15 protein-coding genes are annotated in these 17922 nt (G+C 55.9%); 8 read left to right on the forward strand and 7 right to left on the reverse strand.

From position 1 onward, the window contains the following. Positions 1-39: 39 nt before the first annotated feature. Both HC757_RS06845 and HC757_RS06850 read right to left on the reverse strand, forming a co-directional pair. Positions 40-654: a LysE family translocator gene (locus HC757_RS06845; RefSeq protein WP_169563557.1), complete on the reverse strand. Its 615-nt coding sequence runs from the start codon at positions 652-654 to the stop codon at positions 40-42. A gap of 331 nt (positions 655-985) precedes the next feature. Beyond that, a complete protein-coding gene (locus HC757_RS06850; RefSeq protein ID WP_169563558.1) occupies positions 986-3565 on the reverse strand; it encodes a TonB-dependent receptor plug domain-containing protein in 2580 nt (859 codons plus the stop codon). A 362-nt stretch (positions 3566-3927) separates the two neighbouring features. Between HC757_RS06850 and HC757_RS06855 the strand changes: the two genes are divergently transcribed. From HC757_RS06855 to HC757_RS06865, 3 genes are all read left to right on the forward strand, one after another. After that, positions 3928-5388: a sigma-54 interaction domain-containing protein gene (locus tag HC757_RS06855; protein ID WP_169563559.1), complete on the forward strand. Its 1461-nt coding sequence runs from the start codon at positions 3928-3930 to the stop codon at positions 5386-5388. Positions 5389-5544: 156 nt separating this feature from the next. Next, positions 5545-7011, forward strand: coding sequence for a cytochrome c oxidase accessory protein CcoG (gene ccoG / locus HC757_RS06860; protein ID WP_169563560.1), 1467 nt, complete (start codon positions 5545-5547; stop codon positions 7009-7011). 269 nt (positions 7012-7280) lie between these two features. After that, positions 7281-8876 (forward strand): AMP-binding protein, encoded by a 1596-nt coding sequence (locus tag HC757_RS06865; protein ID WP_169563561.1) that lies wholly within the window; start codon positions 7281-7283, stop codon positions 8874-8876. 149 nt (positions 8877-9025) lie between these two features. Here HC757_RS06865 and HC757_RS06870 read toward each other — a convergent pair whose 3' ends face one another. Together HC757_RS06870 and HC757_RS06875 are read right to left on the reverse strand one after the other, a co-directional pair. Beyond that, positions 9026-10177, reverse strand: coding sequence for a DUF3103 family protein (locus tag HC757_RS06870; protein WP_169563562.1), 1152 nt, complete (start codon positions 10175-10177; stop codon positions 9026-9028). Between the two features lie 571 nt (positions 10178-10748). Next, positions 10749-12494 (reverse strand): ABC transporter transmembrane domain-containing protein, encoded by a 1746-nt coding sequence (locus tag HC757_RS06875; protein ID WP_342343051.1) that lies wholly within the window; start codon positions 12492-12494, stop codon positions 10749-10751. A gap of 325 nt (positions 12495-12819) precedes the next feature. Between HC757_RS06875 and HC757_RS06880 the strand changes: the two genes are divergently transcribed. Together HC757_RS06880 and HC757_RS06885 are read left to right on the forward strand one after the other, a co-directional pair. Further along, entirely contained in the window at positions 12820-13152 is a 333-nt protein-coding gene (locus tag HC757_RS06880; RefSeq protein ID WP_169563563.1) for a DUF2956 domain-containing protein, read from the forward strand. A 235-nt stretch (positions 13153-13387) separates the two neighbouring features. Continuing rightward, positions 13388-13624 (forward strand): hypothetical protein, encoded by a 237-nt coding sequence (locus HC757_RS06885; RefSeq protein ID WP_169563564.1) that lies wholly within the window; start codon positions 13388-13390, stop codon positions 13622-13624. Between the two features lie 136 nt (positions 13625-13760). Here HC757_RS06885 and HC757_RS06890 read toward each other — a convergent pair whose 3' ends face one another. Then, entirely contained in the window at positions 13761-14063 is a 303-nt protein-coding gene (locus HC757_RS06890) for a winged helix-turn-helix domain-containing protein (protein ID WP_169563565.1), read from the reverse strand. Between the two features lie 187 nt (positions 14064-14250). On the opposite strand from HC757_RS06890, the gene HC757_RS06895 reads away from it, so the two are divergent. Beyond that, positions 14251-14799 carry a DUF924 family protein gene (locus tag HC757_RS06895; RefSeq protein ID WP_169563656.1) on the forward strand — a complete coding sequence of 183 codons (549 nt, stop codon included), beginning with the start codon at positions 14251-14253 and terminating at the stop codon, positions 14797-14799. A gap of 18 nt (positions 14800-14817) precedes the next feature. Here HC757_RS06895 and HC757_RS06900 read toward each other — a convergent pair whose 3' ends face one another. Then, complete coding sequence (locus tag HC757_RS06900) at positions 14818-15249, reverse strand: universal stress protein (RefSeq protein WP_169563566.1); 432 nt, start codon at positions 15247-15249, stop codon at positions 14818-14820. Between the two features lie 64 nt (positions 15250-15313). Continuing rightward, the gene (locus tag HC757_RS06905) at positions 15314-15697 is read right to left on the reverse strand and encodes an STAS/SEC14 domain-containing protein (protein WP_169563657.1); all 384 of its coding nucleotides are present in this window, start codon (positions 15695-15697) and stop codon (positions 15314-15316) included. A gap of 170 nt (positions 15698-15867) precedes the next feature. Here HC757_RS06905 and HC757_RS06910 point away from each other — a divergent pair, with 170 nt between their 5' ends. After that, complete coding sequence (locus HC757_RS06910; RefSeq protein ID WP_169563567.1) at positions 15868-17292, forward strand: coniferyl aldehyde dehydrogenase; 1425 nt, start codon at positions 15868-15870, stop codon at positions 17290-17292. Next, a complete protein-coding gene (locus tag HC757_RS06915; protein WP_169563568.1) occupies positions 17289-17918 on the forward strand; it encodes a TetR/AcrR family transcriptional regulator in 630 nt (209 codons plus the stop codon). Before HC757_RS06910 ends, HC757_RS06915 begins: the two co-directional genes overlap by 4 nt. The last annotated feature ends 4 nt before the right edge of the window (positions 17919-17922 follow it).

Here is a 17922-nt window from a genome sequence, read left to right on the forward strand (position 1 = left end):
CGAAGCCGCCCTAGGCACCCTCCTGAAAGCACTGCTGGCTCACAAGGTCCACAGCACCCTGGCCGCCAGTAGGATTAACACTACCCCGGAAATCTTATCTATCAGTCCCGCCTTCTCCCTGAGCCTTGGCAGGACATTGGGGTGTGACAGCAACAAGGCTATCAGGGTATACCAGAGGCCATCCACCAACAGCGGAGTCAAGACGATGAGGGACTGGCCGGTCAGGTTATCCGCCGCCAGCACGAACTGACTGAATAAGGCGATAAAGAATAACATTATCTTGGGATTAAACAGGGAGATGGCCAAGCCATCACGGGCGGCGGTCAGCACATCTGTCGCTTCCCCTGCCATGAGTTTGGCCTGCATGCCCCCCCGGGATCTCAAAGCTTGTACACCTATCCAGGCTAAATAGAGTGCCCCGAGGATCGCTATGCCATTAAACAGGAGCGGGGCTTTTTTCAACATCACCGCCAGCCCCAACAGGGTCACGAGTGCGTAGACGCCAATGCCGATGGAATGGGCCCAGGCACAGACTATGCCCTTGCCGCGACCGCCCCCCAGGGTATGCCTCACCACCATGGCCAGACTGGGTCCTGGCGACATGGCCCCCAGACAACAGATGGCCAGCAGGCTCAACCACACGCTCACACTCATAGATGCCCCTCATTGTTCATGTTACAGCCATTAAAAAGGGCCCTCAGGCCCTGAATTTATATCGCCCCTGACTCGCGGCAGCTATTGCTCAATATACAACGTCTGCCCCACAGGATAATAGTGCCTATTGGCCCTGTCGCTAATGTTAACAGCAGCAATGAGGCATAGCGCCCACAGCCAAACAAGCATAGCCTCCAGCATAGACGCAAACACACTATCGAAAATTCCCAATAAAAAAGGCTGCTACTGCAGCCTTTTTGCTCACGTCAAATCGGTCTGAACCCGTCTGCTGAAAGGTGGGCAGCAGACGCTTGGTTCCCAGGCTTAACGCCTAGAAACGATAGCTCAGACGTCCATAGTAAAAACCGCCGTTATAGTCGAATGGACCACTTTCATAGTAGACACCACCCAACTCGCCCAAGGTGCCGTCTTTCAGTTTTTGCGCCTTTTGATCGAATAGGTTGTTCGCACCTACGGACAGGGTTAAGCCATCCGTCAGGGCGTAACTGACTTCCAGATCGACTGTGACTGCCGCATCTGCGACTTCGGAGCCCCAATCAGAGGTGTCGTCCGCATGGGTGGCGTAATATTCACCGAAATAGTTACCACGCAACGTCATACTCAGGTCATCCCAGGATTGAGCCCAAGTCAAGGTAGCGCGATGCGCCGGAATACCATCCTCCAAGCGGCGAACCTTACCCGCATCAGTGGTTGCAGGATCATATTTGTCGACACTGGTATCTGTCCAACCATAGGCCAGACTGAATTTAGCGTAGCCAGACAAGAGTTCAGTGTCATAAGAGCCAACTATGTCAACACCTTGGGTTGTGGTATCGAAATCATTGGTATAGAAAGTAACTGCGGAAATGAGCTCGGGATGATCAACGCCCGCCGCTCTCAAGGCATCATAATCTTCAGCTTCTACCGAAATCTGGCTCGACTGAGCAATACGTCCTTCCACCTCGATATGGTAGTAATCGACAGTCAGGAAGAAATCGCCATCCTCATACACCACACCGAAGGCATTGCTCACCGACTCTTCAGGTTCCAATACTTTACCACCATAGAATGCCGAGAGAGGATTGGTTGGTGGTGCGATAAAGGTCTGAATTAAATCACCGTTTACAATAGATGTCTGAGTGTTGACAACGTTTTCCTGGCCCACGGTTGGTGCCCGGAACCCTGTGCTGTGCGAGGCACGGAGTGACAACTCATCTGTGGCAGAGAACTGAGCGCTGAGCTTGTAATTTAAGGTATCACCGAAGGTGGAGAAGTCTTCATAACGCAGTGCCGCCCCGAGCAGCCAACGATCACCTATGTAGGCCTCTGTATCTGCATAGATACCTATGTTATGGCGTGAGTTTTTACCCGCAGACTCTGGGCCGAAGCCTTTGAAACCGTGGGAGCCGATATTGAACCCTTGATCCGCATAGGGTCCCGCTATCCATGAGGCTTCTTCACCCTGGGTAATCTCAAACGACTCTTCACGCCATTCGAAGCCCGTGGCAAAACTGATATCTTCTGACAAGCCGACATTGATGAAACGCGAGACATCCAGGTTCACTGTGGATTCTACTTGCTCATAGGCACCGGTTTCAAAATCGGTCGGGGTATCCAGACCCAATGAAGGGTTCAGAGAATTTCTCAGGCTAAAGGTCGATTTATTCTTACCTGTCCCGGCGCTGGCATCATAGTTCCACTCGCCAACCACCCCCTTAACCCCGGCGAAAAATGACCTGTCTTCGACCGTACCGGCAAACTGCGGCGTATAACCGCCCGGACGGATCTGGTTCATTGAAAAACAGTTGGGATCGGCAACCATATCGAGATAAGGCTGACTCGTCAGCACATTGCCATCAACCGTGTTGCCGTTGGCGTCGGTGGTTTTGGGAATAGGCACTATGCCGCAGCTCGATTGATCCCCATTGACGGCCCCGACCAGCAAGGTTTCGCCCTCATCGTTCGAATAAACGTTGCCGCGATTATGTGGGTTACGATAGTAGAAACCGCCTACAACATCCCGCGATGAGTAGTTACCGAACGCATAGAGATGGGCCTTGTCATTGATATCGAATCCGGAATTAATAAAGATGCTGTAGTCGTCGTTGATTTCAGGATTACCCCAAATTTGCGCCGGATCTTTAACCTCTGTGTTGCCCTGGGCAATCAGGTTTGCCGCATCGAAGCGCTGCACGCTGCGACTGGTGGCATCGGCATTCTTGTATTGAGCACTGATGTTGACGAAACCATCGTCGGTCAGGGGCAGGCCTATGTTGCCGTCGACTGTCGTAGTCGCGCCATCGCCCTTGTAATATTCACCCTGGCTAACAGTGATGGAGCCGCCCTCGGAATCATCCTTCAGGACGAAGTTCATCACCCCGGCGATGGCGTCCGAACCGTATTGCGCCGCTGCGCCGTCGCGCAGTACTTCCACCTGCTTCAATGCAGCACCCGGGATCACTGAGATATCCGGCCCCTGGGCACCGTCGTTGATGCCGCCGCCCTGGAAGGCGATGACAGAGGCTCTGTGCCGACGCTTGCCGTTGACCAAGACTAAGGTGCTGTCAGATGGCAAGCCACGCAGGTTCACCGGGCGCACCAAAGTTGCTGCATCGCTGATAGGTTGGGCACGGGAGTTGAAAGAGGGGACCGAAGTGACCAACATATCGATCATATCTGTCGAACCATTTTTCTTGAGATCATCGCTGCTGATGATGTCGATAGGTACCGGCGAGTCGCCTATGGAGCGTGGGGCGGCGCGCGAGCCGACTACGGCAATTTTTTCAACATTTTCAAGTTTTGCTTCTTCCTCTGCAGCAAAGGCTTGGGTACTGACCAGTGCTCCCGATAGCGCAATTGAAATGGCCAAACTTAATGAGCTAACCCCGAACTTTTTATTTTTCATCATCATTCATTCTCTCAACTGCTTGTTATCATTATTTTTCATGTTCGTATCTGTTGGCTTATCCGGAATTAATCCTTAGACCAAAAAACACTAAACAGGAACACCTTGAAAACATTTTTATAACAATAAGTGAACAATTGCCATAACAAATTGTCATCATAAGCAGGGTAAATCCATCAATCCTGCATTTTCAAATAGTTACAAATTAAATTATTTGCGAACTTCCATTTGGTATCGGGCGGTGCATGAAGACAGCTTAGGCGCTCATGCATCAGACTGTGATCCCGATCCAATGCGCGATATGTCGTGAGTTGATTTTTGCCGCTATACTGAGCCAAAGTCGACGAATGCAGCCTGCGCCCATTTCTATGTCCCAGCCTAAACAAACACTAGAGCCAGCCTCGACGGCATACCCGAGTTTTCTGCCGGAAAATACCTTACTGCTCAACGCCGTCGGTGAAGGCATTTATGGCTTCGATCTGGCGGGTAATGCTGTCTTCATCAACCCGGCCGCCGAACGTATGACGGGTTGGAAGAATGCCGAGCTGCTGGGCAAGAATATCCACGAATGCCACCATCACAGCCATGCCGACGGCAGCCACTATCCCAGGGAAGACTGCCCCATCTTCAATACACTCAAAGATGGCATCGCCAGGGAAATAGATCAGGATGTCTTCTGGCGCAAAGATGGCAGCAGTTTTCCCGTGCATTACACGTCCACCCCTGTCTACAAGGACAATAAGCTGGTGGGAGTAGTGGCGATATTTCGTGATATCAGCATCCAGAAACAGACGGAAGCCTCCCTGAGACAGGCGCTGTCACAGGTACAGGCCTTATCCGAACGTCTCACCAGCGAGAATCACTATCTGCAGGCCGAACTGGCGGACAAGAGTGGTGACATGGGGATCTCAGGCAAGAGCCCGGCGATACAGGAGATGCTCAAACAGATCCAACTGGTCGCCAACACCGACAGCACAGTGCTTATTTGTGGCGAGAATGGGACGGGCAAGGAATTGGTCGCCCGTAACCTGCATAGATTGAGTCATAGGCGGGATAAGCCGATGATCAGCGTCAATTGCGCCGCCTTCTCGGCCGCATTGCTCGAGAGTGAGCTGTTCGGCCATGAGAAAGGGGCCTTCACCGGGGCGACCCACAGGCGCAAGGGCCGTTTCGAACTGGCGGATGGGGGCACACTGTTTCTCGACGAGGTGGCCGAGCTGAGCCTGCAAGCCCAGTCCAAGCTCTTGCGGGTGATCCAGGAACAGACCTTCGAGCGCGTCGGCGGCAGCGACACCCTGAAGGTGGACATACGCCTGGTGGCCGCCAGTCACCACAACTTGCTGAAAAGAGTCGAGCAAGGCCTGTTTCGTATGGATCTCTTCTATCGGCTCAACGTCTTTCCCATCAATGTGCCGCCGCTGCGGGAGCGTCTCGGCGACATTCCCAGCCTGGTGGCGGATATACTCCCTAAACTGAATCATAAGCTGGGCAAGAAAATACGCGCGGTCAGCCAGAAGGGGCTGGCCAAATTGGCCTCATATACCTGGCCAGGCAACGTCCGGGAACTGCAGAACCTGCTCGAGCGAGAAGCCATACTGGCCCAGGGCGAACTCTTGCACATAGGCACCATGCCCAGCACCTCCTCCCCCCAGACGGGCGCACTGCCAACCTTGGCCGAGGCCGAAGCGGCACTGATCCTGCGTACCCTGAAACAGCTCAACTGGCGCATCGCCGGCGACAAGGGGGCCGCCAGGCTCTTGGGGGTGCCGCCCAGCACCCTGAGATCCCGGATGCAAAAACTGGGGATCCAAAGGCAAGCATCAGAGTAAAAACACGATATATCGCCAATACGCGACATATCGTGTCACAAGTCTGGTCTACTGAATTTAAAATTCAGTAAAATCAATGCGATACAACAAATTCATTGTTGGCCCGCGATTTGCTCTGACTCCTGATAATTCGTATGCAATACTTCAGGAAACCTTATGTCGAATCACAACCCCTCCCCCAGCCCCAGCCAGAGCCAGAGCCAGGGCCAGGGCCAGGGCCAGGTGCAGCAAGCCATTCCCCGTGCCATTCAGCAAACAATTCCAATCGTCCAGCTCGAGCCCGGCGGCGGCAAGATCCACTTCAGGGAGCAGAAAGGCGATTTCCAGCGATTGCGCACCCGGCTCAACAGCCTGCTGGTGTGCCTATTCCTGTTCATTCCCTTCCTGAACTACCAGGGACACCAGGCCATTCTGTTCGACATAGTGCAGCAACAGTTTTTCTTCTTCGGTATCAGCCTCTGGCCCCAGGATTTCACTCTGCTGGCCTGGGTATTCATCATCGCCGCCTTCGCTCTCTTCTTCGTCACTGTCTTCTGGGGGCGGGTCTGGTGTGGCTATCTCTGCCCACAGACGGCCTGGACCTTCATGTTTTCCTGGATAGAAAACCGTATCGTGGGCAACAGCAACAACCGCAAGGCATTGGATAAGGCGCCCTGGAGCCTGGCCAAGTTCAGGAAACGCCTGGCCAAGCATAGCCTCTGGGGACTGATGGCCTTGTTGACCGGCTGTGGTTTCATAGGTTACTTCATTCCCGCTCGCGAACTCTATGTCGACATCTTCAGTTTCAGCGCCGGCTTCTGGGTCACCTCCTGGGTATGGTTCTTCGCCCTCTGCACCTATCTCAATGCGGGTTGGATGCGGGAGATGATGTGCCTGCACTGCTGCCCCTATGCCAGATTCCAGTCGGTGATGTTCGACGCCAATACCAAGACAGTGACCTATGATGCCGCCAGGGGTGAAGCCAGGGGACCGAGAAAACGCAAACAGGAGACCCAGCTGGGCGATTGCGTCGACTGTAACCTGTGTGTCGATGTCTGCCCGACCGGCATAGACATACGCAACGGCCTGCAGTACGAGTGCATCAACTGTGGCGCCTGTGTCGACGCCTGCAATCAAACCATGGAGAAATTCGGCTATCCTCTCAATCTGATAAGCTACGCCAGCGAGAATCAACTCAAGGGCCAGAAGCATGTCATCTGGCGCTCACCGAGATTCCTTGGCTATGGCGCCGCCGTGTTGATCATGCTGATCATCCTGGGGCTGGACATGCGCAGCCGCAGCGAGATCCAACTGAACGTGATCCGGGATCGCCAGAGCCTGTACAGGGAAACCCTGGACGAGATGATAGAAAACAGTTACCGGCTCAAGATACGCAACAAGACCCAGCAGGACAGGGAGTATCAGTTGCAACTCGGCGGCAACCCTCAGTATCGGCTGCTGGCCGACGCCAGGCTGCTGATCCATGCAGGTGAACAGCTGGACTACCCCATCACGGTTCAGGCACCGAGTGCCGCCCTGGATACGAGTCGTCAAACCATAGACTTTATCGTCACAGACATGGACATGGACGCAAACGGCCAGGCCCCGAGCGTCTCTCAATCCTCGAGCTTCTTCAGCCACTGAGCCGCCGACTTAGCCCCACCGGCTCGGACCCGGCCCCTCTCGCCCAGGTGCATAGTGCAAACTATGCACCCGGGTCGAGCCGGCTGGCCATTCCACAGACTGACCATTTGCATCCCACAACTCACTGCCGCAGCCGCTGCCGGGACCAGGTTGGCGGCCGACGGCTTTTTTTCACTCTGGCATTGCCTCCCAAGTCATTCCACACTAATCTAAACAACTGTTTTATTTTATAATAACAATAATAAGCTTCGCGGCCAGAGGTAACAGAAATGCCCTATGATATAGATACTAAGCTGACATTGAGCCAATATCCGTCCCTGATCGACCTCATAGAACAGAGCTGCGAGCGTTATCAAGATAAGCCCGCCTATATCTGCCAGGACAAGTGCAGCAGTTTCACCGAGATAGAAACTCTGTCGCGTCATTTCGCCGCCTACCTGCAGCACAGGACAGAGCTGAAGCCGGGGGATAGAATCGCCATCCAACTCCCCAACATCACCCAGTTTGTGATCGCCGCCTATGGCGCCATCCGCGCTGGATTGGTGTTGGTCAACACCAATCCCCTCTATACCGAGCGGGAACTCATCCACCAGTTCAATGATTCGGGTGCCAAGGCACTGGTGGTGCTGTCGGATCTGCTGCCGACCCTGGCCAAGGTGATCAACAGTACCCGGCTGAGCCTGGTGATCTCCACCCATCTGCAGGATCTTATCTCCCCCCAGATACACCCCAAGACGGGACTGAAAAATGTCGAGTTTTGCCGGGTGCTCGCCGAGGGAGCCAAGCTGGCATATAGCCGCTGCCATGCTACCCAAGACAGCTTGGCGGCACTGCAATACACGGGCGGCACCACGGGCCTGTCCAAGGGAGCCATGCTGAGCCACGGCAACCTGATTGCCAATGCACTGCAGTGCAGATCGCGCCTGGGTGATACGCTGGTCGAAGGTGAAGGCATCTATGTTGCGCCCTTGCCGGTTTACCACATCTACGCCTTCCTGCTCAATCTGGTGCTGTTTTTCGAGCGCGGCGCCTGCTCCCTGTTGATCGCCAATCCAAGGGACATAGGGGCGCTGATAAAGACACTGGCCAAATATCCCTTCACCGGGTTTGCCGGGCTCAACACCCTGTTCGTCGCCCTATGCCATCAGCAGGAATTCAAGGCACTGGACTTCAGTCACCTCAAGCTCACCATCTCAGGCGGCACCGCCTTGACCCAGACGGCGGCCAGCCTATGGCAACAGATCACGGGCTGCACCATTTCCGAAGGCTATGGCCTGTCCGAGACTTCCCCAGTGGTAACACTCAACGCCCCTGGCCAGGAACAACTGGGCACCATAGGCAAGCCTTTGCTGGAAACCCGGGTGAAACTGCTGGATGAGGAAGGCCATGAAGTCGCCCCTGGGCAGGCCGGCGAGCTAGCGGTGAAAGGCCCACAGGTGATGCAGGGCTATTGGCAGCAGCCGGAAGAAACCGCGGCAGTGATGACTCAGGATGGTTTCTTCAAGACAGGGGATATTGCCATGGTCACGGCCGCCGGCCTGTACAAGATAGTCGACCGCAAGAAGGACATGATCATAGTCTCGGGCTTCAACGTCTACCCCAACGAGGTAGAGGAAGTCTTGAGCCGTCATGCCAGCGTGCTCGAATGTGCCGTGATTGGGGTCGAGGATGAAATCACGGGCGAAGCCGTGAAAGCCTTCATAGTGCCGGCGGCCCCCGAGTTCGAAGCGGCCGCGACCGAGGCGCAGTTACTCGCCCATTGCCGTGAAGAACTGGCGGCCTATAAGATCCCGAAAATTATCGAATTCGTGCCGCAACTGCCCAAGAGTACCGTCGGCAAGATACTCAGGCGGGCCTTGCGCTAAGGCCTATCGACGCCATCAGCAGCACGGCGCCGCATTTTCCGCTCTCAAGCTTCCCCAAAACCCAGCAAAACTCAGCAAAAAAAAAGCCGGCTCAGTGAGCCGGCCTTGTCATACAGTAACGGCCAGAGGCGCAGCGCGCCTCCGGCGGCTTAACGAGGTTGAATGATCAAAGGTTCGAAGGTCGCAGTGGCATTGGCACTGGCGCCCTTACGTCCAAGATATTGCTGGCCTTCCATCAAGGTGTAGTAGACATCGACATAGTCATCGTCGTTGGTAAACCAGGCATCTGGCATGGCGCTCAGGATGCCATTGGTGATCTGGGGGATGATGGCGAATTGCTGCACCTCGGGATCCGGGATCAGCTTCATGATGGCCGTCGCCGCCTCCAGCAACTTACTGGCCAGATCCTTGTAGTTGGTACCATCGTCATGCTCCATCAGTATCATGTCGGCAGCGCCCCAACGATAGCGATCCCAGTGGATCACCACCTGATTGGGGTAGTAGCTGGACTCGGCGTAATCCAGATAAGGCATTTCTACCACATCCAGCATGGGCTCATCGCGGCTGGGATCGACCCCGGTGACTATGCCATAGATCTCGGCCTTGCCCGATATCCAGGGTTCCATATCGTCCTGCAGGCTGATCTCCTTGATCAGCGTCGTCGAAATGGGGTTGGTCTCCGCCAGCGTCGTCAGGCTGAGCGCCTTGGCCTGAGCCGTTCCATCGGCCAGATGGGCGGCGAAGGTTTGGCGCATCTGCTCCATACCCGCCTGAAAGGCTTTTTTCTCATCCAAACCTATGACGAACACAGGCTGATCAGGCAGATTATAGACATCCAACTGATGAATATTGCCCTGTACATCGAAGGCCTCGATATAATCCCAATGGCTGTCATCGCCATCCGGGGCGTAGGCAAACAGCGGATTCTCGCCCTGTTGCCAATCGGCAACCATGGACTCATCGGCCAGGCGCAGCTGTACCAGTGAATCTTGCATCTCATCCAAGCCCTTGGCATGGCGAATATGCTGATCGGCCTGGCGCAACGTCTTACCGTTCACCGTACTGCCAGACAGTAACTCATCAGCATTTATCACTAGATCATACTGGGTAATCTTCTCACGCAATATGGGAGCCAACTTGGCGTACTGAGCACTGATATTCAGGGCTATGTCACGCTTGCTGTCGGCGAGATTGACCTGGGTATCGGCGAGACGAAAATCGGCGGCTTCTCTGTCCTTGGCTTGTACCGCCAGTGACGAAGCAGATAATAACAATATCAGGGTAGATGTTATTTTTTTCATGTAAGTTCCTATAAATTATTGTAAATGAGGCATCCAAACCTCGGGTGATATACCAGCATATGTCGAAGAAGATGTAAACAGAATGCAACGCATTTTCATTGCCCAAGATCCACTGCCCCTATGCAGTTAAAACAACATCGACATTGGCACCCGAAAAAAAAATAAGCCTAAACAAAAACATCTGCAGCACCGAACCACAAGGTTCAAACGCCAACAATGAAAATAGTTAAATACTCTTTACAATTAAATATTTACAGCATGAAAAACTGTTTGAAATGAAATTCAGATATAAGCAACAGCACAGGATACGGCGCCAGAGCGGAAGCCGAATGCCAGGGAATAGGCTTATGCTGGGTTGATGACGCTTCGGGCATGGCTTTTGTCTATGGCATTCGCCTATGGCTATGCCACGCCAAACAGGCCGCGAGGCGCGGCTGAGCCAAGGGGGCTTTCCGGGCAAAGACACTGAGCCCGGCTCATTGCGGCTCAGATCATCGCGGCTCAGAGCATCACAATCCAGATCATTGCAACCCGGATCGCTGCGACTCAGGCCCCCCAAGCCATACGCCGCCTAAGCCGGGCTAGAGGGCGCCTCGGTCAACAGCTGCAGGCTGGCAAACTCGCGATAGAGATCATTGCTGCTCATCAACTGTTCATGGGTACCGCTGGCAACCAAATGGCCCTTATCGAACACCAGGATGCGGTCGGCGTTGACGACTGTCGAGAGCCTATGGGCTATGATGAGGGTGGTCTTGTTCTGCATCAGGCTATCGAGCGCCTGCTTGACTTTCTGTTCGCTGATGGCATCCAGGGCACTGGTGGCCTCATCGAGCAGGAGTATGGGCCTGTCGGCCAGTATCGCCCTGGCGATGGCGATGCGCTGCTTCTGTCCGCCCGATAACCGCACGCCTCGCTCCCCCAAATAGGTTTGGTAACCTTCGCTGAACTCGCTGATGAATTCATGGGCCCTGGCGGCGATGCAGGCCTGGATGACCTCCTGCTCGCTGGCATCTATCCGGCCATAGCGCACATTCTCCAGCACACTGGTGGCGAAGATCACCGCCTCCTGAGGTACCAGGGCGAACTGCTGCCTGAGCACCGCAGGGGCGAGATCGGCTATGTCTATGCCATCCAGGCTGATACTGCCCTGGCTCGGCACATAGAAACGCTGCAATAACTGGAACAGGGTACTCTTACCGGCACCGCTCGGGCCCACCAATGCCACCCGCTCGCCGGGACTGACCCGAAACTCGACCCCGGAGATCACCGCCTGTGTCCCTTGGCTCGGATAGGCAAAATGCAAGTCGGTCAGCTTGAGCTCGCCGCGAACCGGCGCAGCCAATGCCTTGGGCCTGGCCGGAGCAGGAATATCGACCGGGGCTTCGAGCAGTTCGAGCAGCCGCTCCGTGGCCCCGGAGGCACGCTGAATATCGCCTATCACCTCCCCTATGGTCGCCACGGCCCCCGCCACCAGCACGGCATAAAACATGAAGGCCGTGAGTTCACCGCCTGTCATGCTGCCGGCCATCACATCCAGGGCACCGACCCAGGTCACCAGGGCCATGGCCCCTATGCTCAAGAACATCACACTGGAGATCAACACGGCACGATAGCCGATCCTCGCCTTGGCCGCCGACATCACCTCTTCGACCCTGACACCGAAGTGCCGCCTGTCCTCGGCTTCATGACCGTAGGACTGGACAGTATGTATCTCATGCAGGCTTTCATCCACATAGGCGCCGAGATCTGCGACCCTGTCCTGGCTCTGGCGGGCGAGTCTGCGCACCTTGCGACCGAAGAAGCTCACCGGGCCAAGCACCAGAGGCACCGCCAGCAATACCAGCAGGGTCATCTTGACGCTGGTCACCCCCATCATCACCAAGCCCCCCAGGACAGTCACCCCGGAACGCAGCGCCATCGACAGGCTGGAGCCCACCACGGTTTGCAGCAGGGTGGTATCCGCGGTGAAGCGGGAGATCACCTCACCCGTGCGCAAGTTGGCGTAGAAGGTCGGCGACAGGGTCAACAGATGGTTATAGACCTTGATGCGAATGTCGGCGCTGATGCGCTCCCCCAGCCAGCTCATCAGATAGAAACGGCAAAACACGGCGCCGGCGCTCACGGCGGTGATGCCCAACAACAGGAAGATGCTCCGGGCCAGGCGCGCGCCGCTGTCCCCACCGAAGCCCTCGTCGACCAACAGCCGTACCCCCTGCCCCAGCGACAGCCAGGCCAGAGAACCGATAAATAAAAACACCACGGCGGCCAAGACCTTGAGTTTATAGGGTGCCAGAAAACCTGCTATCCAAGGCAGCACAGATTTATAGCCGGCATCTTTGCCCCGACCCGGTGTTGGGCCCGAGCCTGTGTCGGCAAGCCGGGCGGCAGGGTTGCGACCGGCGGCTTCGGCAGCGGCCCCGCTCTGACTGGAGGTTAAATGTTGGCTCACCTTGGCAATCCTTTAGGTAACATACTGATGTAGCAGCGGGAAGATCACTATACCTTAAGTTTAACCGCCCAGGCGAGCCTGTATCAGGGCAAATCCGGCTCAGGGCTTCACCGGCAGGAGGCTTTTGCTTTATAGTACAAGTAAGTACACAGATTGTAGCGACAGTCATCCCAGCCGTGAGTAATGCATCCAGATGAAGAGCAACATTTCCAGCGAAACCCAAGAACAGGCCTTGAAACTGGCCAGAGCCACCCAAAGCCAGGGGCAAACCAAGGAGCAGACCAGGCTGATTGCCCAGGGGATAGAGAAAGGCATCGCCGAGTACAAGAAATTGCACAAGGCGAAGGCCAGGGAGAGGGATAAACTGCGTAAACAGCAACTCAAGTCCAAGAGTCGCAGCGGCGATAGCAGCCAGGAGCAGGAGGCAGCACTGCCGCAGCCCCGGGCCGGCGGCCGGTTACCCTGGGTCTTGCTTGGGCTCAGCTGGGCAGGCTTCATCGCCTTCCTGCTGTTCAGTCATGGCTAACAGCGGCCGGCATGGCCAGGCCAGCAGCACAGAAGTCGAGTCACTCTCGGTTGCTGCCAGGGTATTTATGGGATACCCGGTTTTCCCCTTGGTCTCTGCTATGCGAAATGCTGGTATGCAAGAATGCTGATATGCAAGAAGACTGGTATGCAAGAGTACTGATATGAAAGAATATTGGGATACTAGAGTGCCGGGATTAGACGGGTTTAAGGATTGAAAATATGGGGAGCATGGAATGACTAAATTACCTTTGATGCTGGCGGCGTTACTGCCGCTGTGTTTGACGTCCGCTTGCGCCGAACTGGCGTGCAGTGCCAGAACCGACGTCGACCCTTATGATCCTCTCCTCGACAAACAACGCTGTGTTGAGCAGGTTGAAAAAAACATGGCGGACAATAAACGTGCCGAGCGTGAAGCCGAGAATAAGCGCTTGAAAGCCGCCCTGGCCGATGCCATGAATAAAAAGCCCTAGATTAACGCGCAATAGGCTGGCGAGCCGTCAGCCGCTCATTAGTCGATCGGGGCTTATGGGGTACTGGATAGAAAGGGCTACAGGACGGATGCGTCCGGCCCAAACATTGCGACCCGGCTCTTTATTCCCAGCCCCATCAATCCCTGGCCAACAGCGCGCGGATCTCGGCCAGATGGGTATCGACCCAGGCGCTGCTGATCGGCCCCCAGGTCAGCACCCGGTAGTAACCCGCATTATGGCGCTCGCCATCCTGAACAAACTCCACCAGCACACCTATATCGGCGAAGGCGCTGATGGCATCCTGCAAGGTGCGCCTCGGCATGCCGGTTAACTTGGCCAAAGACAGCAAATTATGTCGTTCATCGTCCATCAGGTGCGCCAGATACAGTTTGCGCAAGAATGCCTTTTGTTGCTTGCTGGCTGGGCCTTGTAACACCATAGGGACTCCCGTCCTGATAATCATGCCCCCAAGCTACTTGATATTCGCCAAATAGCGCAATAGCTTAGCGAAAAAAAGCCTGCCCTCCACCGCCCCCCCATGGCCGTCAGCCCCGGCCTTGATGCCAGCAATGCCTTAGGTTAGATTAGTGGCAGCCAATCCCATCCACCCGAGGAAGATGCAGATGATGACCCACCCGGAGGCCAAGCAAATACTGGAATTTTGGTTCGAGGAAATCACCCCAGGCCATTGGTGGAAGAAGGATGCGGCCTTCGATCTCCTGGTGGCCAAACGTTTCGGCGCCCAGCTCGAGCGGGCAAAACGCGGCGAGCTTTACCCCTGGCGCAATACGGTTCAGGGGCGGTTGGCAGAAATCATCCTGCTGGATCAATTCTCCCGCAATGTCTATCGTGACACCCCGGATGCCTTCGCCGCCGACGCTATGGCCCTGGTCCTGGCCCAGGAGGCGGTCGCCGCCGGCCTGGATAAAACCTTGCCCCCCAGGCAGCTCGCCTTCCTGTACATGCCCTACATGCATAGCGAGTCGGCCGTCATCCAGGAAGTCGCAGTGAGCCTGTTCAGCCAAGAGGCGGTGGCCGGCAACTTGGACTTCGCGCTGCGCCATAAGGCCATCATAGACAGATTCGGTCGCTATCCCCATAGGAATGCCATTCTGGGGCGGACCTCCGGCGCCGAGGAGCTGGCATTTCTCCAACAGCCAGGCTCGGGTTTCTGAGCCGTCCTGGCCTGGAGGCTATTTCACCACCAGCACAGGGCATTTAGCCCTGTTGGCCACGGACTCGGCGACATTGGTATGCAAGAAGTGGGCTATGCCGGTGCGCCCATGACTGGCGATCACCACCATGCCGACTTCATCGCTGTCGATTTCTTCCAATATCTGCTCGGTGGCGTTGCCACGGCGGATCACAGTTTCCACCTTGAGCTCTGTCTTCAACTGCGCCAATAGTTTATGCATCTTATCGGCGGCTTCATCTTCCATGCTCTTGGCCAGTTCATCCGGGGTGATAGCCAACAGCATATAGTTTTCATCACCTATGGGTTGCTCGACCACGTGGAGTATCTTGAGCCCGACGTGATACAGGTTGGCCATTTCTATGGCATAACGCAGGGCATGAGATGCGGTTTCGGAGAAATCCGTCGGCCACAATATTTTCCCGGTACGCATAAGCAATCTCCTCAAATAACATGCACGGCGGCGTGCGCCTCGAACCTGGCCATGCCGCCGCTGCTCATTCCTTCAACCAGTCCAGGGCATCCGTCTCATCCCGAAAATACCTGACCTTGATAGGCGTAAACCAGTCGGCCATCCGACTCATCCAATGTTGCAGTTCCGTCTTGCCCAGTATGGCGATCTTCTCGAATTGATGACCGTGTTTCAGCCCGAGTTTCAAGTCGTCCCACATGGCCCTGGCCTCCCAACCGTCCATTTCTGTCACGTCCAGGAAAGCATAAATATCCGGTGACTTAACCCCGGCGATGGCCGACTCCAGCATGGGAACCATGTACTCATAATCTGCGTGGGTCAGCTTGCCGACGGCCTTGATGTTGACGAAGAAGTCTCCCTCGCCATGCCTTTCTATACCTAGCGAAATACCGTGTTTTAACATAGTGATAGCCTCGTCCTGAATCCATGCCATGAGTTAAGTTTAGGCCCGGGCAGGGTAAAGATCAGTGTTTGAGATCAAACAAAACGCACAAAGTTTGTCTCATTTCGATTAGAGGAGTAATATCAAACCGACTAATCAGTCGGTCAATTTGCCGGCACGGCAATCAGGAGAAAACCATGAATATGGTCGCAGAGGGAATAAGGGAGCTGTCTTTGGAAGAGGTATTACGCAACCAGCGCGCCGGCTTCAACGCCGAGCCGGCCCCAGGCTATGAGCAGCGGCGCTCGCGGCTCGAACGCCTCAAGACCGCGCTGCTAGGACATCGACAGCAGCTGATCGAGGCCCTGAGTCAGGATTATGGCCAGAGATCGGCCGATGACAGCCTGATCGCGGATATTCTGCCCTGCATCAACAATCTCAACTACACCCTGAAGCACCTCAAGCGCTGGATGCAGCCCTCGACCAGGCATGCCGGCATACTGCTGGCACCTGCCAGGGTGAAGGTTCACTACCAGCCCCTTGGCGTCGTCGGCATCATAGTGCCGTGGAACTTTCCCGTGATGCTCTCCATAGGCCCGTTGACCACGGCGCTGGCCGCCGGTAACAGGGCCATGCTGAAACTGTCCGAGTTCACCCCGGCCACCAACAAGGTGCTCAAGGCCATGCTGGCCCAGGTATTCGATGAGTCTGTGGTGGCCGTCATCGAAGGCGAGGCCGAGGTCGCCGCCGTCTTCTCGGCCCTGCCCTTCGATCATCTGCTGTTCACCGGCTCCACCACTGTCGGTCGCCAGGTGATGCGCGCCGCCGCCGCCAATCTGACCCCAGTGACCCTGGAGTTAGGCGGCAAGTCGCCGGTGCTCATAGCGCCCGACATGCCGCTGGCCGAAGCGGCCACGCGCCTCATTTATGGCAAGTGCCTCAATGCCGGGCAGATCTGTATCGCCCCCGACTATGTGCTCTGCCCCAGGGAGAGCGTAGAGGCCCTGGTGCAGGCCTATAAGGCCAGGTTCGCCGACCTCTATGGCAAGGTGACCAACAACCCTGACTATGGCTGCATCATCAACCAGCGACAGTTCGAGCGCCTGCTGGCCCTGCTCGAGGATGCCGAGGCCAAGGGCGCCGACATCATCCCCGCCACAGACGAAGACATAGACATGGAGCAACGCAAGCTGGCGACTCGGCTGATCACCGGAGTGACTGAGGATATGCATTTGATGCAGGAGGAGATCTTCGGTCCGCTGCTGCCCATCCTGGCCTATGATTCCCTCGACGAGGCGCTGGCCTATGTCAATGGCCATCCCCGCCCCCTGGCCCTATACCTGATGAGTTTCGACGCCCACACCCAGCAAAAGGTGCTGGAGCAGACGCATTCCGGCGGCGTCTGCATCAATGAGACGGTATTCCATGTGGCGGCCGACGATGCCCCCTTCGGCGGCATAGGCCCTTCCGGCATGGGCCACTATCATGGCAGGGAAGGCTTCATGACCTTCAGCCACGCCAAGACAGTGCTCAGTCGTGGCAGGTTGAACACGGGCAAGCTGGTGCATCCGCCCTATGGCGGCTGGATCCAAAGGCTGCTGCTGAAGGTCTTCCTGCGATGATGGCGACAAGCAAGCCACAGACAGACAAGCGCCAGGCGATTCTGGACAGTGCCCTCAGTCTCTTCGTCGAGCAGGGGTTTCATGCCAGCTCGACGGCTTCGATAGCCAGGAATGCCGGTGTCGCCACCGGCACCCTGTTTCACCATTTTCCCAGCAAGGATGCCCTGCTGGAATGCCTGTTTCTGGAGATAAAACAGGAATTTGCCGACGCCATCCTGGCCGGCTATCGCAGCGGCACAGGACCGAGTGGGATACCGCAGACCGAGGAGAGTCAGGGCATGAGTCTGCAACGAGCCGCCAACCTGTTATGGCAGAGCGCCATAGACTGGGGGTTGCAACACCCGCAGAAGCAAGCCTTCTTTCAGCAGTATGCCATGTCACCCGCCATCGCCGCGCCGGTGCGCGCACAGGCGATGAACCTCATACTCGGCTTCATAGGCCAGCTTATCGGTCAGGGGCAACGCCAGGGACTCATCGCCGACTATCCCCTGGCGCTGATGCTGGAAAACTGCCAGGGCCAGTACCTGGCCGCCAGCCGCTTCTTCCTGGATAACCCCCAACTGGGCAAGGATGAGAGCCACAGGCAGGCCAGCTTCGCACTGTTTTGGCGGGCCATGGCACTTTAGGCCT

The sequence above is a fragment of the Shewanella salipaludis genome, assembly GCF_012911865.1.
GTDB lineage: Bacteria > Pseudomonadota > Gammaproteobacteria > Enterobacterales > Shewanellaceae > Shewanella > Shewanella salipaludis.

What these genes read in the sequence shown, in the direction of transcription:
- HC757_RS06880 (WP_169563563.1), top strand. Translation starts at nt 12,820, where the DNA reads ATGAAGAGCAACATTTCCAGCGAAACCCAAGAACAGGCCTTGAAACTG.
- HC757_RS06895 (WP_169563656.1), top strand. Translation starts at nt 14,251, where the DNA reads ATGACCCACCCGGAGGCCAAGCAAATACTGGAATTTTGGTTCGAGGAA.
- ccoG (WP_169563560.1), top strand. Translation starts at nt 5,545, where the DNA reads ATGTCGAATCACAACCCCTCCCCCAGCCCCAGCCAGAGCCAGAGCCAG.
- HC757_RS06845 (WP_169563557.1), bottom strand. Translation starts at nt 654, where the DNA reads ATGAGTGTGAGCGTGTGGTTGAGCCTGCTGGCCATCTGTTGTCTGGGG.
- HC757_RS06890 (WP_169563565.1), bottom strand. Translation starts at nt 14,063, where the DNA reads ATGGTGTTACAAGGCCCAGCCAGCAAGCAACAAAAGGCATTCTTGCGC.
- HC757_RS06900 (WP_169563566.1), bottom strand. Translation starts at nt 15,249, where the DNA reads ATGCGTACCGGGAAAATATTGTGGCCGACGGATTTCTCCGAAACCGCA.
- HC757_RS06870 (WP_169563562.1), bottom strand. Translation starts at nt 10,177, where the DNA reads ATGAAAAAAATAACATCTACCCTGATATTGTTATTATCTGCTTCGTCA.
- HC757_RS06910 (WP_169563567.1), top strand. Translation starts at nt 15,868, where the DNA reads ATGAATATGGTCGCAGAGGGAATAAGGGAGCTGTCTTTGGAAGAGGTA.
- HC757_RS06850 (WP_169563558.1), bottom strand. Translation starts at nt 3,565, where the DNA reads ATGATGATGAAAAATAAAAAGTTCGGGGTTAGCTCATTAAGTTTGGCC.
- HC757_RS06915 (WP_169563568.1), top strand. Translation starts at nt 17,289, where the DNA reads ATGATGGCGACAAGCAAGCCACAGACAGACAAGCGCCAGGCGATTCTG.
- HC757_RS06865 (WP_169563561.1), top strand. Translation starts at nt 7,281, where the DNA reads ATGCCCTATGATATAGATACTAAGCTGACATTGAGCCAATATCCGTCC.
- HC757_RS06855 (WP_169563559.1), top strand. Translation starts at nt 3,928, where the DNA reads ATGTCCCAGCCTAAACAAACACTAGAGCCAGCCTCGACGGCATACCCG.
- HC757_RS06885 (WP_169563564.1), top strand. Translation starts at nt 13,388, where the DNA reads ATGACTAAATTACCTTTGATGCTGGCGGCGTTACTGCCGCTGTGTTTG.